The following is an 18,271-nucleotide window of genomic DNA, read 5'->3' on the forward strand; positions in this document are numbered from 1 at the left end:
TTTGGACAGCTGCATTACGTCAGTCAGCGCCACCCACTGCAGTGAGTTTGGCGGTATTGGGTTTTGCGATAATAGGTTTACCTGACAAAACTAACGCTTCACGTTGCAATTTGGCAGCTTGTTTTTCGGCATTGATTTTGACAAGTTCTTCAGGGGACGGTGGCACAATCGGTTTTTTGATTTTATCAATGAGCCAGTAATCCATCATTTTACGCACAATTGGCGCTACCCAGCCACCATGGCGCCCATTTTCTACGATAACGGCAATGGCAATTTGCGGGTTTTCTACTGGGGCAAAACCAACAAACCAGCCATGATCCCAGTGACGCGAGTCAAGCGCGGCTTCGTTATAGCGTTTACCTTGTGCGATAGATTTGACCTGCGCTGTGCCTGTTTTGCCAGCGATGCGATAAGTTGGCGTGTAAATATTATGCGCTGTGCCTTTTTTGACCACATCTTCCATCGCTAGGTGCATACGCTGCCAATCATTGGGGTTACCGTTGTATTGAATTTTACCATCGGGCTTTTCAATAGGGGTGACATGTTCGGCACCGGTGGATTTTTTAAGCAGATGGGGGGTTAAATGCTGTCCATCACCGGCTAGCATGGCGATACCATTGGCAATCTGTAAGGGTGTCGCCAAAAAATACCCTTGCCCAATACTCACAGAAATGGTTTCCCCAGGCAACCAGGCTTTTTTGTAAGTTTTCATTTTCCATTCAGTAGAAGGGTAGACGCCGGTTTTCTCTCCCGGCAAATCAATCCCTGTTTTACTACCAAAATTAAAACGCGTCATCCAATCATGAAGCCGGTCAATACCCAGTTGATAAGACAGCTTGTAGTAGTAGGTATCGACAGATTCGACCACGGATTTATGCAAATTGACGTTACCATGACCCGATTTTTTCCAGTCACGAAATTTATGGCTATCGCCAGGCAGACTAAAATAACCCGGATCATAAATACTACTGTCCCATCCCATTATGCCGTAATGAATCCCTGCCAAACCCTCAATCGGTTTGATAGAAGAACCCGGGGGGTATTGCCCTTGTAGCGCACGGTTGTACAGTGGCATGTCGGGGTCTTGTTGCAGTGCCTTGTATTCTCTGCTACTAATTCCAGTGATAAAGGGATTGGGGTCAAAACTTGGGTTGCTCACAAAGGCTAAAATCTCGCCAGTGTTGGGGTCAATAGCCACCGCTGCGCCGCGTTTACCATTTAACAAATCGCTGGTCAATTTTTGTAAGCCATAATCAAGGCTTAGATAAATATCATTGCCGGGAATGGGCGGTTTGGTATCGAGTTTTTTGATGATATCGCCATAGGCATTGGTTTCAATTGATTGATAACCGGGTTTGCCCAGTAGCAGCGACTCGTAATATTTTTCAATCCCTGTTTTACCAATCAAATCGGTGCCTGCATACAGCTTTTTATCCAGCTTTTTACTATCATTGTCGCTGATACGCCCAACATAGCCAATCACATGGGCAAATAAATCGCTGTAGGGATAGGTGCGCGTAAGTTTACTTTGAATTGTCACGCCTTTAAAAAACGGTTTACGTTCACTAAACTGGGCAACTTGCTGTTCGGTAAGTCCGATTTTAATGGTGACAGGTTCATTTTTACTTTTTTTAAGGGCTTTTGAAGCTTCACTGATTTCTTCAGGTGTCAACTGAAAAATCGGGGTGAGTAGTGCCAAGGTATTGTCAGGATTGTCAATTTCATCAGGACTGATAACAGCGGTAAAAACAGGCTGGTTATCTGCCAAAATTACGCCGTTCCGGTCATAAATGTAGCCGCGACTGGGCGGCGCAGAAACCAGTTTGATACGATTATTGTCAGACTGGGTGACGTACTGGTCGTGGGTATAAATTTGTAGATAAGCATAGCGTACAATCAAGCCAACCAAGCCCAAAAAAACAAACACTGATGCCAAAATTACCCGGCGGCGAAAGATAAGATTTTCACGTTGCATATCTGAAGAATGGGGTGGTTTCATAAGTGGGTAACAGCAATTAGAACGGTTTTAAAAAGGGTCGCGGTGCGATGAACGTTTAGCTTAATGCAAATATAGGGATATCACCCAGCTACTAAGCTCCTATATGGGTGGCTTAAGTATGGGTGGCTTAAGTCTGATGGCTAAAATCAAAATTTAAGAGCGATATACTAGCATAAAATGTGGCAAATTAGCATGCCCAAATCCTGTCAAAATCGCAAATAACTAACGGCTGCTGACAAAAAAATGTATCAAATTATGATAGCAGTATTGACGGCAATATGGATGGCAACATAGGGAATCAAAACCGCTAAAAATATAACTTCTTCAGGCAAAATATATCTTTCTGTGCTAAAATCTAGCGGTTTGAACGCACCCATATTAACGCACCCATACTACAGACGTTGTCAAGCAAACCTTGTAATGTCATCTCGGTTTTATGGTCCTTTGATTTTAGCTTTTTCACCATGTGAGCTTTTTTGATATGTTTGCAGAAATTTGGCACAAGCTTGCAACCCATCCGCAATTTTTCGCCATGCTGACCATTCCATTTGTGACAGCAATCGTGACTTGGGCGCATGTATGGATGGCGCTCAAGATGCTATTTTATCCCATTCATTTTTGGGGCATTAAGATTCAAGGTTTCCCAGGCGGCGGTATCGGCTGGCAGGGCATTGTGCCACGCAAAGCGGGTAAAATATCCGGGATTATCGTTGACCAAACTTTATCCAAGCTTGGCTCGCTCGATGAGTTTTTCCAAGCCATGCACCCTGAAGAAGTGGCGGATTTTATCAGCCAAACCATGAACCAAAACTTGGATTTGCTGATTGATGAAATCATGAATGAGCGCTCGGCAACGCTATGGGCGAATCTGCCTTTTGCTGTCAAACGCCGTATCTATGCCTATGGACACGAGCAATTGCCAGCCATCATGAAAAATCTGGTGCTCGACTTGACCTACAATGTCGAAAACTTGGTTGATATGCGCGAGATGATTGTCAACAAGATGGAAAGCGACCGTGCGCTGATGGTGCGGATGTTTTTGAAGGTAGGTCAAAAAGAGATTAATTTTATTTGGCATATCAGTGCGCTGATTGGGTTTGTATTTGGTATTTTGCAGATGGCGATTTTTTGGTTTGTGCCGCAGCATTGGACGGTGCCGTTTTTTGCCGCGATTTGGGGGCTGTTGACCAATTGGATTGCCATCTGGATGGTGTTTAATCCGATTGAGCCGCATTATTATCGCTATCCCAAATTTTTTAGTTTTAGCAAATCGCTGCCGTTTATCCGCTTTGAAAAACCGCATATGGGACAATTTAACTGGCAAGGTGGTTTTATGAAACGCCAGCCTGAGGTCTCTGAGGTGTTTGCTGAGATTGTGGTCAAAGATTTGGTCACGCTCAAAAACATCATGTATGAAATGATGTATGGCAGCCGTGCGATGCAAACGCGTGAGCTGATTAAAAAACACCTAAACCCAATGTTGGAATCACAGGTGATTCAAACAAGCTTGAAATTTGGTTTGGGTCGTAAAGAGTTTGGTCAGCTCAGACACGTGATTATTGATAAGTCAATTGCAGCGACTATGGTGCCGATGAGTAATCCTGAGCTAAACCTTAGCCGCGCAGAAAAAATCTTTGGGCTGTTTCGAGACCGTATTCGCGCATTGACGCCCAATGAATTTCAAAATCTGTTGCGTCCTGCCTTTCGTGAAGATGAATTAACACTGATTATTTTGGGCGGTGTGACAGGGTTTTTGGCGGGCTGGATACATTTGATATTAGTGTTTTATTAGTTTGACCCATTTTTTTGGTGAAAATTCTACAGTGTGATAACCACTACAGCGATAGGAGCAGTGGGTATGTTAATTACTGAATTGGGCTATTTTGCGCTTATTTCAGCCTTGGTGATTGCCATTTTACAGGTTATTTTGCCAGCAGTGGGGGTGTTTAAACACCAACCTGCTTGGCAACGACTGGCGGGAAGTTTTGCCATTGCGCAGTTTTTGGCAACCGGTACGTCATTTTTGTGCCTGATGTATGGGTTTTATGCCAATGATTTTACGTTGATTTATGTCGCCAATCAGTCAAATTCTCTGCTACCTTGGTACTATCGTCTATCCGCCACGTGGGGCGGGCATGAAGGCTCACTGTTACTGTGGGTCACCATTTTGGCGACTTGGGGCGCGGCGGTGGCCGTTTTTAGTCGAAGCTTGCCGCTTGCCATGCGCGCACGCGTGTTGGTGATTATAGCCTTTGTGCAAATGATGATGCTAAGCATGGTGATTTTTGTGTCGTCACCTTTTAATCGCAGTCTACCCAGCATCCCCGTGGATGGCAAAGATTTGAATCCACTACTGCAAGACCCCGGATTGATCTTTCATCCGCCGATGCTGTATATGGGCTATGTGGGCGCGGTAGTACCGTTTGCTTTTGCCATGGCAGCATTGTGGGCGGGTCGGTTAGATGCGGTGTGGACGCGTTGGTCGCGTCCTTGGACACTAGCGGCTTGGAGCTGTTTGACACTTGGCATCGTGTTTGGCTCAATGTGGGCATACAACGAGCTTGGCTGGGGCGGCTGGTGGTTTTGGGATCCTGTGGAAAACGCGTCTTTTATGCCTTGGCTCGGTGGGGTCGCATTATTACACTCATTGGCAGTTACTGAAAAGCGCGGCGTGTTCAAAGCTTGGACGATTATGTTGGCGATTTTCACTTTTGCCTTGAGTTTATTGGGCACTTTTTTGGTACGTTCGGGGGTCATTACCTCGGTTCACTCATTTGCCGCAGACCCTACCCGCGGTCTGTTTATCCTAGTGATTTTGGGCGTGGTAATCGGTGGCGGTCTGGCGATGTTTGCGTGGCGCGGTTGGCGTTTGACCCAAGAAAGCCATTATCAGCTTAAATCTCGTGAGACATTATTGGTCATCAATAACATTATAATATTAGTCGCAACCATCGTGGTGGTGATTGGCACACTTTATCCAATGTTAGCCGATGCGTTAAAACTGGGTCAAGTATCGGTCGGTGCGCCTTATTTTAATGCGTTATTTGTGCCGTTAACTTGGTTATTGTTGTTGTTTTTAGCCATTGGACCGGTCAGCCGTTGGAAAAAAGACACTCGTCCATTGTTGGGTATAGGCTTGGCGATTTTAGCCAGCTGTTTTGTGTTAGCCGGGGTTTTAAGCTATTTCTTGGTGAGTGGCATCAATATCAACATCTTTATGTCAGCGGCACTGTGTTTATGGGTGTTGGTATGGATGGTGATTGATATCAAAGACAAAACCCGTAACGCGCGCTCGCTGGGCGCTGGGCTGAAACGTCTGCACATGGGCTATTGGGGAATGCAGCTAGCGCATTTGGGTATTTTACTATCCGTGATGGGCATTGCCATTACCACAAGCCTAAGTATCGAAAAAGACATTGCCATGCAAAAAAACCAATCGGTTGAAGTACAGGGCTACCAGTTCACGATGGATGAGCTAAAAAAAATTCGCGGCGCCAACTTTGATGCCACCCAAGCGGTGGTCAGTGTTCGTAAAAATAACCAAATAGTCGCCACCCTTTATCCAGAAAAACGCCATTATGTGGTCAGTCAAATGCCCATGACCGAAGCTTCTATCCAGTACAACCCATTAAGAGATATCTACATGGCAATGGGTGAGCCGATTTTAGGGGTGAATCAAACGGAAGCGACTGCCGATAAATGGGCGGTGCGTATCTATATCAAACCTGGCGTACGCTGGGTGTGGTGGGGCGGTTTTGTGCTGGCGCTCGGTGCGATTTTAAGTATGTTTGATAAACGCTATCGTAAACTACCGAGACTTGCTGATATAAATGATGACAAGTCGGGGAATTTAGCAGCGATTAACACAGCAGCGGCAAACGCCCCCGTGTTAGTAAAAAATGACAGTGAGTTAGGTCAGGAGAGTGCTCATGGCAATGCGTAAAAGACAACTTTGGTTTTTGATTCCTTTGGTGCTTTTTTTGATTATCATTGCGCTGTTTTATACGCGGTTGGGCAAAGATACCACAGTAGTAACCAATACCTCGCTCAATCGCGCTTTGCCAAGTTTTAGCTTACCGTCTTTGGGTAACCCGTCACAAATGATTACCCAAGCACAGCTACCCAAACAGCCATTTTTACTCAATGTATGGGCGTCTTGGTGCGTGACTTGTAAAGTTGAACACCCGTTTTTACTGCAAATGTCAAAGACAGGCGTACCGATTGTTGGAGTCAATTATAAAGATGAAACCAAAGACGCGCTTGATTATCTCAACACCCATGAAGACCCATTTACCCTCAATGTGCAAGACAAAGAAGGGAATTTTGGCATTGATTTGGGTCTGACGGGTGTGCCAGAGTCGTTTGTGGTTGATGGCAAAGGCAATGTGCGCCAGCATATCTTGGGTGAAATCAACGAAGATCGCTACAACAAGCAAGTATTGCCTTGTATGACTGCGCTGCGTGAACAAGCCGCCGATGCTAAAATCCGTGAGGTGTGCCAATGAGTATCACATTTTCAAAAACTCTTCATTTGATAGTCAGGGCGATGGCTATGGTATTGTTAGTCGCAGGGTTATCCATATCGGCTTGGGCAAATATTGATACCTACCAATTTGACAACCCGCGCCAAGAAGCCCAGTATCGTGCGCTTATCGAAGAGTTTCGTTGTCCAAAATGTCAAAATCAAAACTTGGCAGGTTCCGATGCGCCAATTGCACAAGATTTAAAACAAAAGACTTATGACATGGTCAAAGACGGTCGTTCCGACGCCGAAATTCGCCAGTATATGAATGAGCGCTACGGTGACTTTATTAGCTACAAACCACCTGTGCGCCCATCCACCTGGATTTTATGGTTTTTTCCGCCTGTGTTGTTGGTGTTTGTGATGCTGGCTTGGTTTATTCGTAACCGTAATTCGTCAAAACGTGCCGCTGTCATCGCCAATCCCATAGAAGAGGGTTATGCGCCACTCTCAGCCGCCGAACAACAGCGATTACAAGATTTGTTAAACGCCAATGATAATGCTGCCAATGCTAAAACTAGTGAAATCAATCAAGCAGTCGGTAAGGAAAATTAATGTCAACGCTAATTATTTTTATCATTGTCGCACTTTTGTTTGCTATCACGCTTGCGGTATTTATTCTGTTACCTTGGTTGCAAACCCAAGACCATCATGCCATCGCCAATCGCGCTGATAATCAGTTACTAACGCTCAATATTGAAGTATTTAAACAACGGTTGGTAGAACTTGATGCCGATTTTGACGAGGGTCAAATCGATGAGGCGACTTATCAAACCCAAAAACTGGCGTTAGAGCGTCAATTACTAGACATCAGTGACAATCAAGATACCAGCCATTTTACCCCCAATTGGAAAAGCCGTCTGATAGTTATCATCTGGATTCCGCTATTATCTGTGATGGCTTATGTGATGATTGGCGATCGCACGCCCGTCTATCAATTATGGGATGCACAAAATCGCTTGGGACAAGTCGCGGATGATTTGCTGACCGCAAAAATCGATACCCCGCCAGAATGGGCAACCAAAGACAGTGTGGGACTGATTAGTGCCATGCAAACCAACGTGCATCATCATGCCACCGATCCGCTACGTTGGTTTCGTCTCTCTGAAGTGTTTGTAGCCTTGCAAGCACCCGAGCAAGCAATTGAAGCTTTGGCAAGGGCGTATCGTCTCAATCCTGATGATGAAAAAATCGCCATTACCTACGCGCAAACTAGCTTTTTTACCCAAGGCGGGGTAATGGATGACAAAACCCGTCAAGTGGTTGAGCATATTCTAGCCAAAAGTCCCAAACACCAAGGCGCACAGATGCTGATGGCAATGGGTGAAATGCGAGCGGGCAATTACGCGCAGTCTCGAAAATGGGTAGAACTGCTACGCACCGAAATCCAAGCGCGTCCTGGCGATCATACCCAAGCCTTAAGCAGCCTATCTGAACTTGAGCAGACTATCAATCAGCGTGAAGCCCAAGGCGAACAGGCGATTACAGTCAATGTCAAAGTCACCCCTGAGATATTAGGGCGGGTGAAAAAAGGCGAAAGCTTATTTGTTAATGTGCGCAAGATGGCAGGTGGTCCCCCTGTTGCTGCCAAAAAACTGTCAGCAGATAGCTTAACCATCAATGGTATGGCAATCAATATCAGCGATAACGATAGCATTATGCCAACGATGACCTTAAGCTCGGCGATTAGCACGAATGAGCCATTGGTGATTACTGCCCGTGTTAGTGCTTCAGGTGACGCCATGCCGCAAAGTGGCGACTTGACGAGTAACCCCGTACCGCTAGAGAAAACGGCTGACTCGACAACGGTATTGATTGATAAAATCGTGCCTTAAATGGTTATGAAAAATCTCTCGATTGAATAGGGGCTTAATTGATTAGGAAGTGAATTAAATCTTGCCACATTTTTATTTTTAATACCCCTATCAATTTAAATTATTTTGCAAAAATTGCTTGAGATTTTAGCGGTTAACGAGTATTGTTAACCCAGTATTTCAAAACTGTTAGTTATTCGAACACACCATTTGTGGGTCTTTTTTGCTATTGCAGTAATGAGATAGGGCGATTTTAATAATTTCGACTTAAGGAATAGGTTTATGAAGCGTATTATTCTTTTAGGGCCACCTGGCGCTGGTAAGGGTACCCAAGCACAAATCATCACCAAGGAATTTAATATTCCACAAATCTCAACAGGTGATATGCTACGTGCCGCTATCAAAGAAGGTACTGAGCTTGGCAAACAAGCCAAAAGTATCATGGATGCCGGCGGACTTGTCTCAGATGATTTAATTATCAACCTAGTTAAAGCCCGTATTGCGCAGCCAGATTGTGCCAACGGCTGTATTTTTGATGGCTTTCCGCGTACCATTCCACAAGCGCAAGCGTTAGCGGATGCAGGCGTACACATCGATAACGTGGTAGAAATTGCCGTACCTGATGAAGACATCGTGTCTCGTTTGTCAGGTCGTCGCTCTCATCCTGCTTCAGGTCGCGTGTACCATGTGGTCTATAATCCACCCAAAGTGGAAGGTAAAGATGACGAAACCGGTGAAGACTTGGTTCAGCGTGATGATGATAAAGAAGATACCATCCGCGATCGTTTAGCGACTTATCATAACCAAACAGAAGCTTTGGTTGGTTTTTATCAAGACTTGGCAAAATCAGGTCAAAATGCGCCGCGCTATGCTAAATTTGATGGTACACAAGCGATTGATAAAGTCAGTGAACAAGTCCTTGCCGAGTTAAAAGCATAATTAAAACCATGATTAAAAGCGTCAATGGGTTTTTAAGAAAATTAATATTAGGTAAGCTAAATAAAAAGCTGAAATTTTGATTTCAGCTTTTTTTTATAACTAAATCAATTTTATAGCTAAATCAGTCTCAATAAAAAAGCCAATTCAATATGAATTGGCTTTTTTAATGCAACAAACAATTAAGCAGTTTTAAGGGCTTTAATTGCTTTGTTTAAGCGGCTTTTATGACGTGCTGCTTTGTTTTTGTGAATCACGCCTTTGTCAGCAATACGGTCAATCACTGGAACTGCTTTTTTGTAAGCTTCAGTCGCTGCTTCGTAATTTTTATCTTCAACGGCTTTTACCACATGTTTGATGAAAGTACGAACCATAGAACGTTGTGATGCTTTTAATTGACGACGTTTAACGTTTTGACGAGCGCGTTTGCGAGCTTGTGCAGAATTTGCCACGTAAATCTCCTTGGATTTGCAATATAAATCGATCTGTTAGTAAGTGAGCAGCCATTCGCTTATTACAGACACGGGTAGTTAGGGTTGCTTGAATCCTTGAATCACTAGACACGGAAACACAATTAACGATATCAAGCGGATTTAAAGCCCGCTATTTTAGCAAACTCACGCTACAATGACAACTTATTCGGCAGATTATTCAGCGTATTTCGTCTGTTGACCAAAAAACCATCGCGCAATGCCCACCAACGCTGAAAAAAACGTATTTGTAGGTGAAAGTTTTGATTATCTGTGATTAAATAAAATGACATTAAAAACTCATAAAATATTCATACTGAGGTCATTGTTTTATGCAGCGCACAGCATTAATTATCGGTGCAACCGGGTTGGTAGGCAATTCATTACTCACTCAGCTTGGCAGTCTCTATCAAAAAGTCATTATCATTGCGCGCTCTCAGCCAAAAGGGTTGAGTGATTCGATGCATTTTTACCAGCTTAAAGATTTTAATCAAATGCATGAATTTGTGTCTGCGCTGTCGATTGGTAAAGACACCGATGCTTTTAGCTGTCTGGGTACCACCATTAAGGAAGCGGGTAGTGAAGCGGCTTTTCGACAAATCGACTTTACCTATAATGTCGAATTTGCCAAAGCTTGCAAACAAAAAGGCGTAGAGCGGTTTTTTTTGTTATCGGCAATGGGCGCCAATGCCGATAGTCGCTTTTTTTATAACCGTGTCAAAGGTGAGCTTGAGACGGCGATTGGCAATTTAGGCTTTCAAGAGTTGGCAATTTTTCGTCCCTCTTTGCTGCTTGGCAAACACGATGATCGTAAACTTGAAACCATCGCGCAGACGGCGTATAAACTCATCAAACCTATTGTGCCTAAAAAACTGCCTGTCCGTCCCATAGAAGCCGATAGGGTAGCGATGGCAATGGCGCTGGTGAGTAACAATTGGCACATCAAACATACCTATGAAAAATGTGCTAATCGCGTCGATACCGTCAAGAAAACCCAAGTTATCAGTAACTTTGAAATGCTAGCGATGACGCGGTTTAGAAACTAACCTTCCCAAAAAAACGATTGACTTAAGGAACGATGATGAGCAATATGACCTTAGAAAATTTTATTACCTGCGATTTATTAGATGATAATCCAGAATGTCAAGTTTGTGCACCCAACATGGAAGGCAAACGCTTTTTTAGTTATGGCGGTAACACAAAATTTGGCGGTGAAGTGGTAACCGTCAAATGCTTTGAAGACAATAGCCGGGTTAAAGAGCTGTTAGCCACGAATGGCAAAGATGAGAAAGGCAATGGCAAAGTTTTGGTGGTAGACGGTGGCGCATCAATGCGCTGCGCCTTGCTAGGCGATATGATTGCACAAAGCGCGGTTGATAATGGCTGGGCTGGCGTGATTGTGTATGGCTGTGTGCGAGATGTGGATGATATGGGCAAAATGCCAATCGGCGTACAAGCGCTCGGCGCCATTCCCCGCAAATCCAATCGCAAGGGTGTGGGCGATGTGGGTGTGACGCTCAATTTTGGCGGAATGACGATAAATAATGGCGATTTTGTGTATGCGGATAATAATGGCATGATTGTGAGTACGACATCGTTGCTTTAATGAGCTAAGTTAAGCTACTAAACTAAAAAGCAACCTAGGTTGGTTAAAAAACCGTATCAATTGTTGATATATTAACTGATTATATAGCTTGACTGCGGTAACATCAGCGCATGAAAGCGCGTACTTTTTCTGATTTTTTATTGTCATATCATTTTGGGAATTATTATGAAACTACATCAAACTCTGCTATCGCTTGCCATCGCCACCGTTATGTATCACGCTGCGCCCGCGCAAGCCGCGCCCGCGCTAACGTATGCTGGCGATAATCCTCATATCGTTAATCTTGCCAATACCAATGCTTGGCTTGAAATAGATACTGAGGCGTACGGGCATAATATTGAAGCGATGCGCGCGCATTTAGGCGGTAAATCCCAAATCTGTGCGATTTTAAAAGCCGATGCTTATGGCTTTGGCATTGATAATTTGATGCCTACCGTGATTGCACATCAAGTGCCTTGTATCGGCATTGCCAGTAACGAGGAAGCCCGTATCGCCCGCAAACACGGCTACAAAGGACGAGTGATGCGGGTGCGTACGGCGACCAACCAAGAAATTGAAGACGGCTTAAAATACAATGTCGAAGAGTTATTTGGTACCCTTAAACAAGCCCAAACTGCCAGTGATATCGCACGAGCAGCGGGCGTGGTCATTAATTTTCATATGGCACTCAACGACGGTGGCATGGACCGTAACGGCTTAGATTTGAGCATTGAGAAATCTAGACAAGACGCTTTGGCAATTACCAAGCTTAAAAATCTCCACATCGTCGGTATCATGACCCATTTTCCTGTTGAAGATAAAGCCGATGTACAAAAAGGGTTGGCTAGTTTTAAACAAAACACCGATTGGCTGATTAAAACCGCCAAACTCGACCGTAAAAAACTCACCATCCATGCGGCGAACTCATTTGTGTCACTGAACGTGCCAGAAGGTTGGTTTGATATGGTGCGTCCAGGAGGGATTTTGTTTGGCGAGCCTTACTATGAACGTCCAGATTTCAACTACATTATGTCGTTCAAAAGCCGTGTGGCTAGCGTCAATTTCTATCCTAAAGGCTCAACTGTTGGCTATGACCGTACTTATACCTTGACACGAGATAGCTATTTGGCAAACTTACCATTCGGTTATTCAGACGGCTACCGTCGCGCCTTTACCAACAAAGGTCATGTCTTAATTAATGGTCATAAAGTCCCTGCATTGGGCAAAATCTCGATGAATACCACTATGGTCGATGTCACCGATTACCCCGATGTCAAGGCAGGGGATGAGGTGGTTATCTTTGGTAAACAAGGCAATGTCGAAATCACCCAGTCGGAAATCGAAGATATTACAGGTACACTCTTTACCGAAATCTACGCCAACTGGGGTAACTCAAATCCCAAATTTGTTAAAGCCCAAATCACCAAATGGCTCAAAAAATAACGTCAACTTGACAAAAAAGCACCGTCAAATTGGCGGTGTTTTTTTGCATATCACTTTGGTAAAAGACGCTAGATTGCTGCATTGCAGGGATAAAGTGTTATTGCCAAAAAGTCTGCTAAAACACTGCTATTTTAGCTTTAATTTTGCAGCAAAAACCCCCACAATAACGTCATTCTTTTTTGCCTTTTTAATTCAAAAGACTTATAACCAAAAGACCGATAACAATGACGAATGCTACACACCCACTGTCTCATCTTTCCTTTCGCCTTAACCAATCGTTGTTTGACAATGCTAAGCATGACAAAAAATGGCTGGGCAACCTTCAAGGCATGACCCAAGCCTTATGGCTCACTAGCCTCACCAGCAGCGAAAGCGGTCAGCAGAACCGCCTAAAAGTGGTCGTGACCCGTGACCAAAATCAGCTCAATCAGCTTGAAACAGAGTTGGCATTTAGTGGGGTCGATGCCCATGTATTTCCCGATTGGGAAACGCTTACCTATGACGAGTTGTCACCGCACCATGACATTGTCTCTGAGCGGATTCATTTGCTTACCCATATGCCAACTGATGGTATTTTACTGATTTCGGTGCAGACTTTAATGCACCGCGTCGCCCCTGCATCATGGCTATTGGGGCAACACTTTGATTTGTCAGTGGGGGACACCTTTGATGTGGCAACCGAACGTCGAAAACTGGCAACCGCGGGCTATCATGCGGTAGATAATGTCTTTGAGCCTGGGGAATTTGCGGTGCGTGGCAGCGTGATTGATTTGTTTGCCATTGGTCAGCCATTCCCAGTGCGCATTGATTTATTTGATGATGAGATTGAGAGTATCCGTTTTTTTAACCCGCAAACCCAGCGTAGCTTGACCCAAGCGGATTTGGATGAGTTAAAAGACAGTGACCCCCATCAATATGTTAAGTTTATCAATAGTCAAAAAAAATCGGGTGAAACCATCGGTAAAATCACCAGTTTTCAGATTTTACCCGCGCGAGAATTTCCCCTGGATGAGGGTAAAGAAACGTTTCGCGCCAATTTTGCCAGCACCTTTGCTAACACATCCGCCCGCCGTTTTGAGCTGTTTAACGATGTGATGAACGGCATTGCACCCGCGGGGGTGGAGTATTATCAGCCGTTATTCTTTGAAGCGGATACTTGGCAAAATGGCTCGGATTTTTTTAGTTATTTGCCCAAAGATAGCTTGTTTATCGTCGATAATCAAATAGAGACGGCTTACCAAAATTTTTGGCAACAAATCCAAACTCGCTACAATGACCGCAGGCACGATATCGAAAAACCGATTGTGGCACCGCAAGATTTGTATCTGGCAGAACATATCTTTAACGAAAAAATTGCCCAATATCCTCGCATTATCACCAGCGAACAACCGATTGATGACACCAAAGCAGGGGCAATCAATGCATTGGTTGACACACCACCTGATTTAACCGTTGACCACAAACTTGCTCAGCCACTACAAAGACTGATTGCATTTCGCGAGCAGTTTGCTAAACCGATATTATTGGTTGCCGAAACTGCGGGTCGCCGTGAGATTTTATCGGAGCTGTTGCAAAAACGCTTTAATTTGCAAAGTGTTTCAGGATTGACCGATTTTCTTGCAAACATGGATGAGGCGCATAGTAATGCGATTGCCTTGACCATTGCACCGATTGAACGAGGTGCGTTACTCCCCGATAAGTTTGCGATTGTCTCAGAAACCCAGTTGTTTGGACGGCAGGTGTTACAGACTCGCCGCCGTCGCCAAAGCGATGTGTCTGATGAATTTTTGGTTAAATCGGTCAGTGAGCTTAACATCGGCGACCCTGTGGTGCATATTGATTTTGGCATTGGGCGTTATCAAGGCTTGATTACCCTTGAGATTGATAGGCAACTGCAAGAGTTCATTCATCTCACCTACGCAGATGATGCCAGTGTGTATGTGCCTGTGGCAAATCTGCAGCTTATCAGCCGTTATGCAGGTGGCGACTCGGCAACCGCACCGCTTCATACCATAGGTAGCGGTAAATGGGATAAAGCCAAAGCCAAAGCACTCAGCCAAATTCATGATGTGGCGGCGGAACTGCTCAACGTGCAAGCCCGCCGTGATGCCAAAGTGGGCATTAACTTCCCAATTGACCAAATCCAATATGACTTATTTGCCAGTCAATTTGCGTTTGAAGAAACGCCCGACCAAGCCAATGCCATTGAGGCGGTTAAGTTTGATATGAAGCAAAATAAGCCCATGGATAGGCTGGTGTGCGGTGATGTCGGTTTTGGTAAAACCGAAGTGGCGATGCGTGCCGCTTTTATTGCGGTGCAAGCAGGGTATCAAGTAGCAGTGCTAGTACCGACGACGCTGCTTGCTGGGCAACACGAAGACAACTTTTTGGATAGATTTGCCGATTGGCCCATTCGTATTGAGTCGCTTTCTCGCTTTGGCAGCAAAAAACAACACGACAAAATTTTAGCAGATTTGGCAAATGGGCAAGTGGATATCGTCATCGGTACCCACCGTATTTTGCAGGAAGATGTCAAGTTTGCCAACTTAGGTCTGATGATTGTCGATGAAGAACACCGTTTTGGCGTCCGAGATAAAGAGCGTATCAAAGCCATGCAATCGGATGTTGATGTATTATCAATGACCGCGACACCCATTCCGCGCACGCTGAACATGGCGTTATCGGGTATGCGCAACATGTCGATTATTGCCACGCCCCCGGCAAGGCGGTTGGCAATTAAAACCTTTGTCATGCAAAAGTCTGATAACTTACTCAAAGAAGCGATTTTGCGTGAATTATTGCGTGGCGGACAGGTGTTTTTACTGCATAACGATGTGGCAAGTATTGAGCGCATGGCAGAAACCGTGCGAGAGCTTGTGCCCGAATCTCGGGTGGCAGTGGCTCACGGTCAGATGAAAGAACGAGAGCTTGAGCAAATCATGCAATCGTTTTACCACAAAAGACACAATGTATTGGTGTGTACCACCATCATCGAAACAGGCATTGATATCCCCAATGCCAATACCATTATCATTAACCGTGCCGATAAATTCGGGCTAGCCCAGCTTCACCAACTGCGCGGCCGCGTTGGGCGTAGTCACCACCAAGCTTACTGTTATCTACTTGTGCCGTCTATTAAAGGCTTGACCAGCGACGCCCAAAAGCGCCTAGATGCCATTAGCCGTGCCAATACATTGGGGGCAGGCTTTATGCTTGCCAGTGAAGACCTTGAGATTCGTGGGGCGGGCGAGCTGCTGGGCAAAAACCAAAGCGGCAATATGCAAGCGGTTGGTTTTAACCTGTATATGGATATGCTAAACCGTGCCACCAAAGCCATCAAAGCAGGCAAACAACCTGATTTGAACACCCCATTATCGCTAACCAGTGATATTAATCTGCATTTGTCGGCACTCATTCCTGAAGATTATCTGGGTGATGTGCATCAGCGGCTATTGTTTTATAAGAAAATCGCCAATGCTGAAGACTATGACAGCCTAATTAGCATCCGCAGCGAAATGCTAGACCGTTTTGGCAGTTTGCCGGAGCCGACCAAAAATTTATTTGCCATTCACCAAATCCGCTTAATGGCTGAAGCGCTGGAGATAAGCAAGATTGATGGCAATGAGCGGCAAGTCACCTTTGAATTTTCACCAAGCACCCCTGTGGAAGCCATTACCATTATTGGGCTTATTCAGTCGAATCCGAAAAAATTTAAAATGAATGGAGCGACAGGGCTAAAAATGATGGACGACAAAGCCCTTGCTACAGCAGAAGGACGGATTGACGCGGTAAAAAATCTCATAGAGAAATTATCTTTAAAAGCGTGATGATGACCTGATAATAAATAATTATTGGCTCATCATAAGCGTGTTATAGCGAAAAAGAAGATTTAGAAAATGATGGAAAATCAATTACCTAATGGCGAACGCCTGATTGAAGAACCTACCTATCCCGAAGACTGGGAATGTTGCGACAACGGCTGCGAAGAACTATGCGTGTATGAAATTTACCGCGTTCAAAAACAAGCGTATGACGAACAGCAACAGCGACTCAAAAGCGTGCCTAAAACTACTTACGGCACCGACAAACCTGCTCAGTAGCTGGAGTATTCTTCAATAAAAGTAATTTTTTGTAAATTCGTATTCCTGTCACATGAATTTCATGCTACTGTCATCAAACTCACGTTAAATATCATGACGTTATGAAGTTGCATTGATAACGTAAAATAGATAGTAAGTAGTAAGTAAACAACTAAAAAATGGCAGAAGCCTTAAAATTAATAAAAAATCCATAATCATTGGATAAAGAAGGATAGGAGTAAACAATGTTAGATATGTTAAATGAAGCGTTTGAATATGAAACCGATATCATCTACCTTGACGAAGGCGATGACGCGGTAGAAATGTAAACTAAACTGCAAGTTAAGCGTAAAACGTAAAAATTCGCAACCGATAACCTCTTAATATACCGATTAAGAGGTTTGTTTTTTTTGGCAATATAAATGAATGATTAATGACTAGTGATTATGACTGGTACTGGCAGGCATCGCCACCTCATGGTGCTTATCGTTCATATCCTGCATATTGTGCATGTCGTGATTCATGTTATGGCTCATATTATGGTTCATATCATCACTCATATTATTATGGTTCATAGGCATACTAGTCGAAGCTGTCACAGAAGCAGGATGAGACGCAGAATAATTCATTGTCGACATATCGTGGTTCATACTCGTCTCATTCATGGCATGACTGTGTGAACTTTGATTATGTGAACCATGGTTATGGTTATGGTTATGGTGCATCATCATCGGAATAAAAATCACCGCAAGCCCAGACAACATCATAATCACCCCATTAATTTGGCGAAGGCGAAAATTTTTAATACTTGACTGTAGCATCCCCACAGTTTTTTGCGTGGCAATCAACATCGGCATCGTACCCAGCCCAAATACAAACATCAGAGCCGCCCCTGTAGCGATGTTGTTGCCAGCAATCGCCATCATGAGCGCACCATACACCAATCCACACGGCAAAAATCCCCAAAGCAAGCCAGCAAACAAAGCTTTACCAAAGCTATCAATCGGAAAAACTTTTTTGCGTAGCGGGGCAAGCGATTGCCAAAAGCGCATCCCGAACTTTTCTAACTCGTTAAACAGCGGTAACCCAAGCATCGCAAGCCCAATCAACACCAATACCGCACCCAGTACAATTCTTGGCGCACTATTACTCATAATGGACTGAAAGATTGCCACCCCAACAAGACTGGCAATCAATCCAAGCAAGGCATAACTGATGAGGCGTCCCAAATGATAAGTCAAAATCAAGCCATTTTTTTTGCTATCAGATACATGCTGCATCGACAGCCCAAATGCCGTCACAATGCCACCGCACATCCCCAGACAGTGCGGTGAGCCGAACAATCCCATGCTAAAGGCTGCCAAAAATAATGCCCAGGTCATAAAATGCTCCAAAAAAGTCTAAAAATTTTTCAAAAAAAGTA

14 protein-coding genes are annotated in these 18,271 nt (G+C 44.4%); 11 read left to right on the forward strand and 3 right to left on the reverse strand.

Annotated features, from left to right (window positions below; genetic code table 11):
* Positions 1-19: 19 nt before the first annotated feature.
* The gene (mrdA, locus tag ACAM37_RS04065) at positions 20-1,999 is read right to left on the reverse strand and encodes a penicillin-binding protein 2 (protein ID WP_369626642.1); all 1,980 of its coding nucleotides are present in this window, start codon (positions 1,997-1,999) and stop codon (positions 20-22) included.
* A gap of 481 nt (positions 2,000-2,480) precedes the next feature.
* Between mrdA and ACAM37_RS04070 the strand changes: the two genes are divergently transcribed.
* The 6 genes from ACAM37_RS04070 to adk all read left to right on the forward strand — a co-directional run bounded on the left by ACAM37_RS04070 (position 2,481) and on the right by adk (position 9,274).
* A complete protein-coding gene (locus ACAM37_RS04070) occupies positions 2,481-3,791 on the forward strand; it encodes a DUF445 domain-containing protein (protein WP_203172000.1) in 1,311 nt (436 codons plus the stop codon).
* A gap of 66 nt (positions 3,792-3,857) precedes the next feature.
* Positions 3,858-5,942 (forward strand): heme lyase CcmF/NrfE family subunit, encoded by a 2,085-nt coding sequence (locus tag ACAM37_RS04075; protein WP_369626643.1) that lies wholly within the window; start codon positions 3,858-3,860, stop codon positions 5,940-5,942.
* Positions 5,929-6,504 (forward strand): DsbE family thiol:disulfide interchange protein, encoded by a 576-nt coding sequence (locus tag ACAM37_RS04080; protein WP_369626644.1) that lies wholly within the window; start codon positions 5,929-5,931, stop codon positions 6,502-6,504. The genes ACAM37_RS04075 and ACAM37_RS04080 overlap by 14 nt, the downstream gene beginning before the upstream one ends.
* A gap of 47 nt (positions 6,505-6,551) precedes the next feature.
* Positions 6,552-7,076, forward strand: a complete 525-nt coding sequence (locus ACAM37_RS04085; protein WP_406877285.1) for a cytochrome c-type biogenesis protein — start codon at positions 6,552-6,554, stop codon at positions 7,074-7,076.
* Complete coding sequence (gene ccmI / locus ACAM37_RS04090; protein ID WP_369626645.1) at positions 7,076-8,356, forward strand: c-type cytochrome biogenesis protein CcmI; 1,281 nt, start codon at positions 7,076-7,078, stop codon at positions 8,354-8,356. Before ACAM37_RS04085 ends, ccmI begins: the two co-directional genes overlap by 1 nt.
* Before the next feature lie 261 nt (positions 8,357-8,617).
* A complete protein-coding gene (adk, locus tag ACAM37_RS04095) occupies positions 8,618-9,274 on the forward strand; it encodes an adenylate kinase (RefSeq protein ID WP_096489041.1) in 657 nt (218 codons plus the stop codon).
* A 179-nt stretch (positions 9,275-9,453) separates the two neighbouring features.
* Here adk and rpsT read toward each other — a convergent pair whose 3' ends face one another.
* The gene (gene rpsT, locus ACAM37_RS04100) at positions 9,454-9,723 is read right to left on the reverse strand and encodes a 30S ribosomal protein S20 (RefSeq protein WP_007117302.1); all 270 of its coding nucleotides are present in this window, start codon (positions 9,721-9,723) and stop codon (positions 9,454-9,456) included.
* 350 nt (positions 9,724-10,073) lie between these two features.
* On the opposite strand from rpsT, the gene ACAM37_RS04105 reads away from it, so the two are divergent.
* From ACAM37_RS04105 to ACAM37_RS04125, 5 genes are all read left to right on the forward strand, one after another.
* Positions 10,074-10,787 carry an NAD-dependent epimerase/dehydratase family protein gene (locus ACAM37_RS04105; protein ID WP_369626646.1) on the forward strand — a complete coding sequence of 238 codons (714 nt, stop codon included), beginning with the start codon at positions 10,074-10,076 and terminating at the stop codon, positions 10,785-10,787.
* Positions 10,788-10,831: 44 nt separating this feature from the next.
* Positions 10,832-11,347, forward strand: a complete 516-nt coding sequence (gene rraA / locus ACAM37_RS04110; protein ID WP_369626829.1) for a ribonuclease E activity regulator RraA — start codon at positions 10,832-10,834, stop codon at positions 11,345-11,347.
* 165 nt (positions 11,348-11,512) lie between these two features.
* Complete coding sequence (gene alr, locus ACAM37_RS04115) at positions 11,513-12,769, forward strand: alanine racemase (RefSeq protein ID WP_314027694.1); 1,257 nt, start codon at positions 11,513-11,515, stop codon at positions 12,767-12,769.
* A 224-nt stretch (positions 12,770-12,993) separates the two neighbouring features.
* A complete protein-coding gene (gene mfd / locus ACAM37_RS04120; protein WP_369626647.1) occupies positions 12,994-16,596 on the forward strand; it encodes a transcription-repair coupling factor in 3,603 nt (1,200 codons plus the stop codon).
* A 69-nt stretch (positions 16,597-16,665) separates the two neighbouring features.
* Positions 16,666-16,869: an oxidoreductase-like domain-containing protein gene (locus ACAM37_RS04125; protein ID WP_007117306.1), complete on the forward strand. Its 204-nt coding sequence runs from the start codon at positions 16,666-16,668 to the stop codon at positions 16,867-16,869.
* Positions 16,870-17,285: 416 nt separating this feature from the next.
* On the opposite strand, the gene ACAM37_RS04130 is transcribed toward ACAM37_RS04125, so the two are convergent.
* Positions 17,286-18,230: a sulfite exporter TauE/SafE family protein gene (locus ACAM37_RS04130; RefSeq protein WP_369626648.1), complete on the reverse strand. Its 945-nt coding sequence runs from the start codon at positions 18,228-18,230 to the stop codon at positions 17,286-17,288.
* Between the last annotated feature and the right edge of the window lie 41 nt (positions 18,231-18,271).

The organism is Moraxella sp. K23 (genome assembly GCF_041154765.1).
Taxonomy (GTDB): domain Bacteria; phylum Pseudomonadota; class Gammaproteobacteria; order Pseudomonadales; family Moraxellaceae; genus Faucicola; species Faucicola tetraodonis.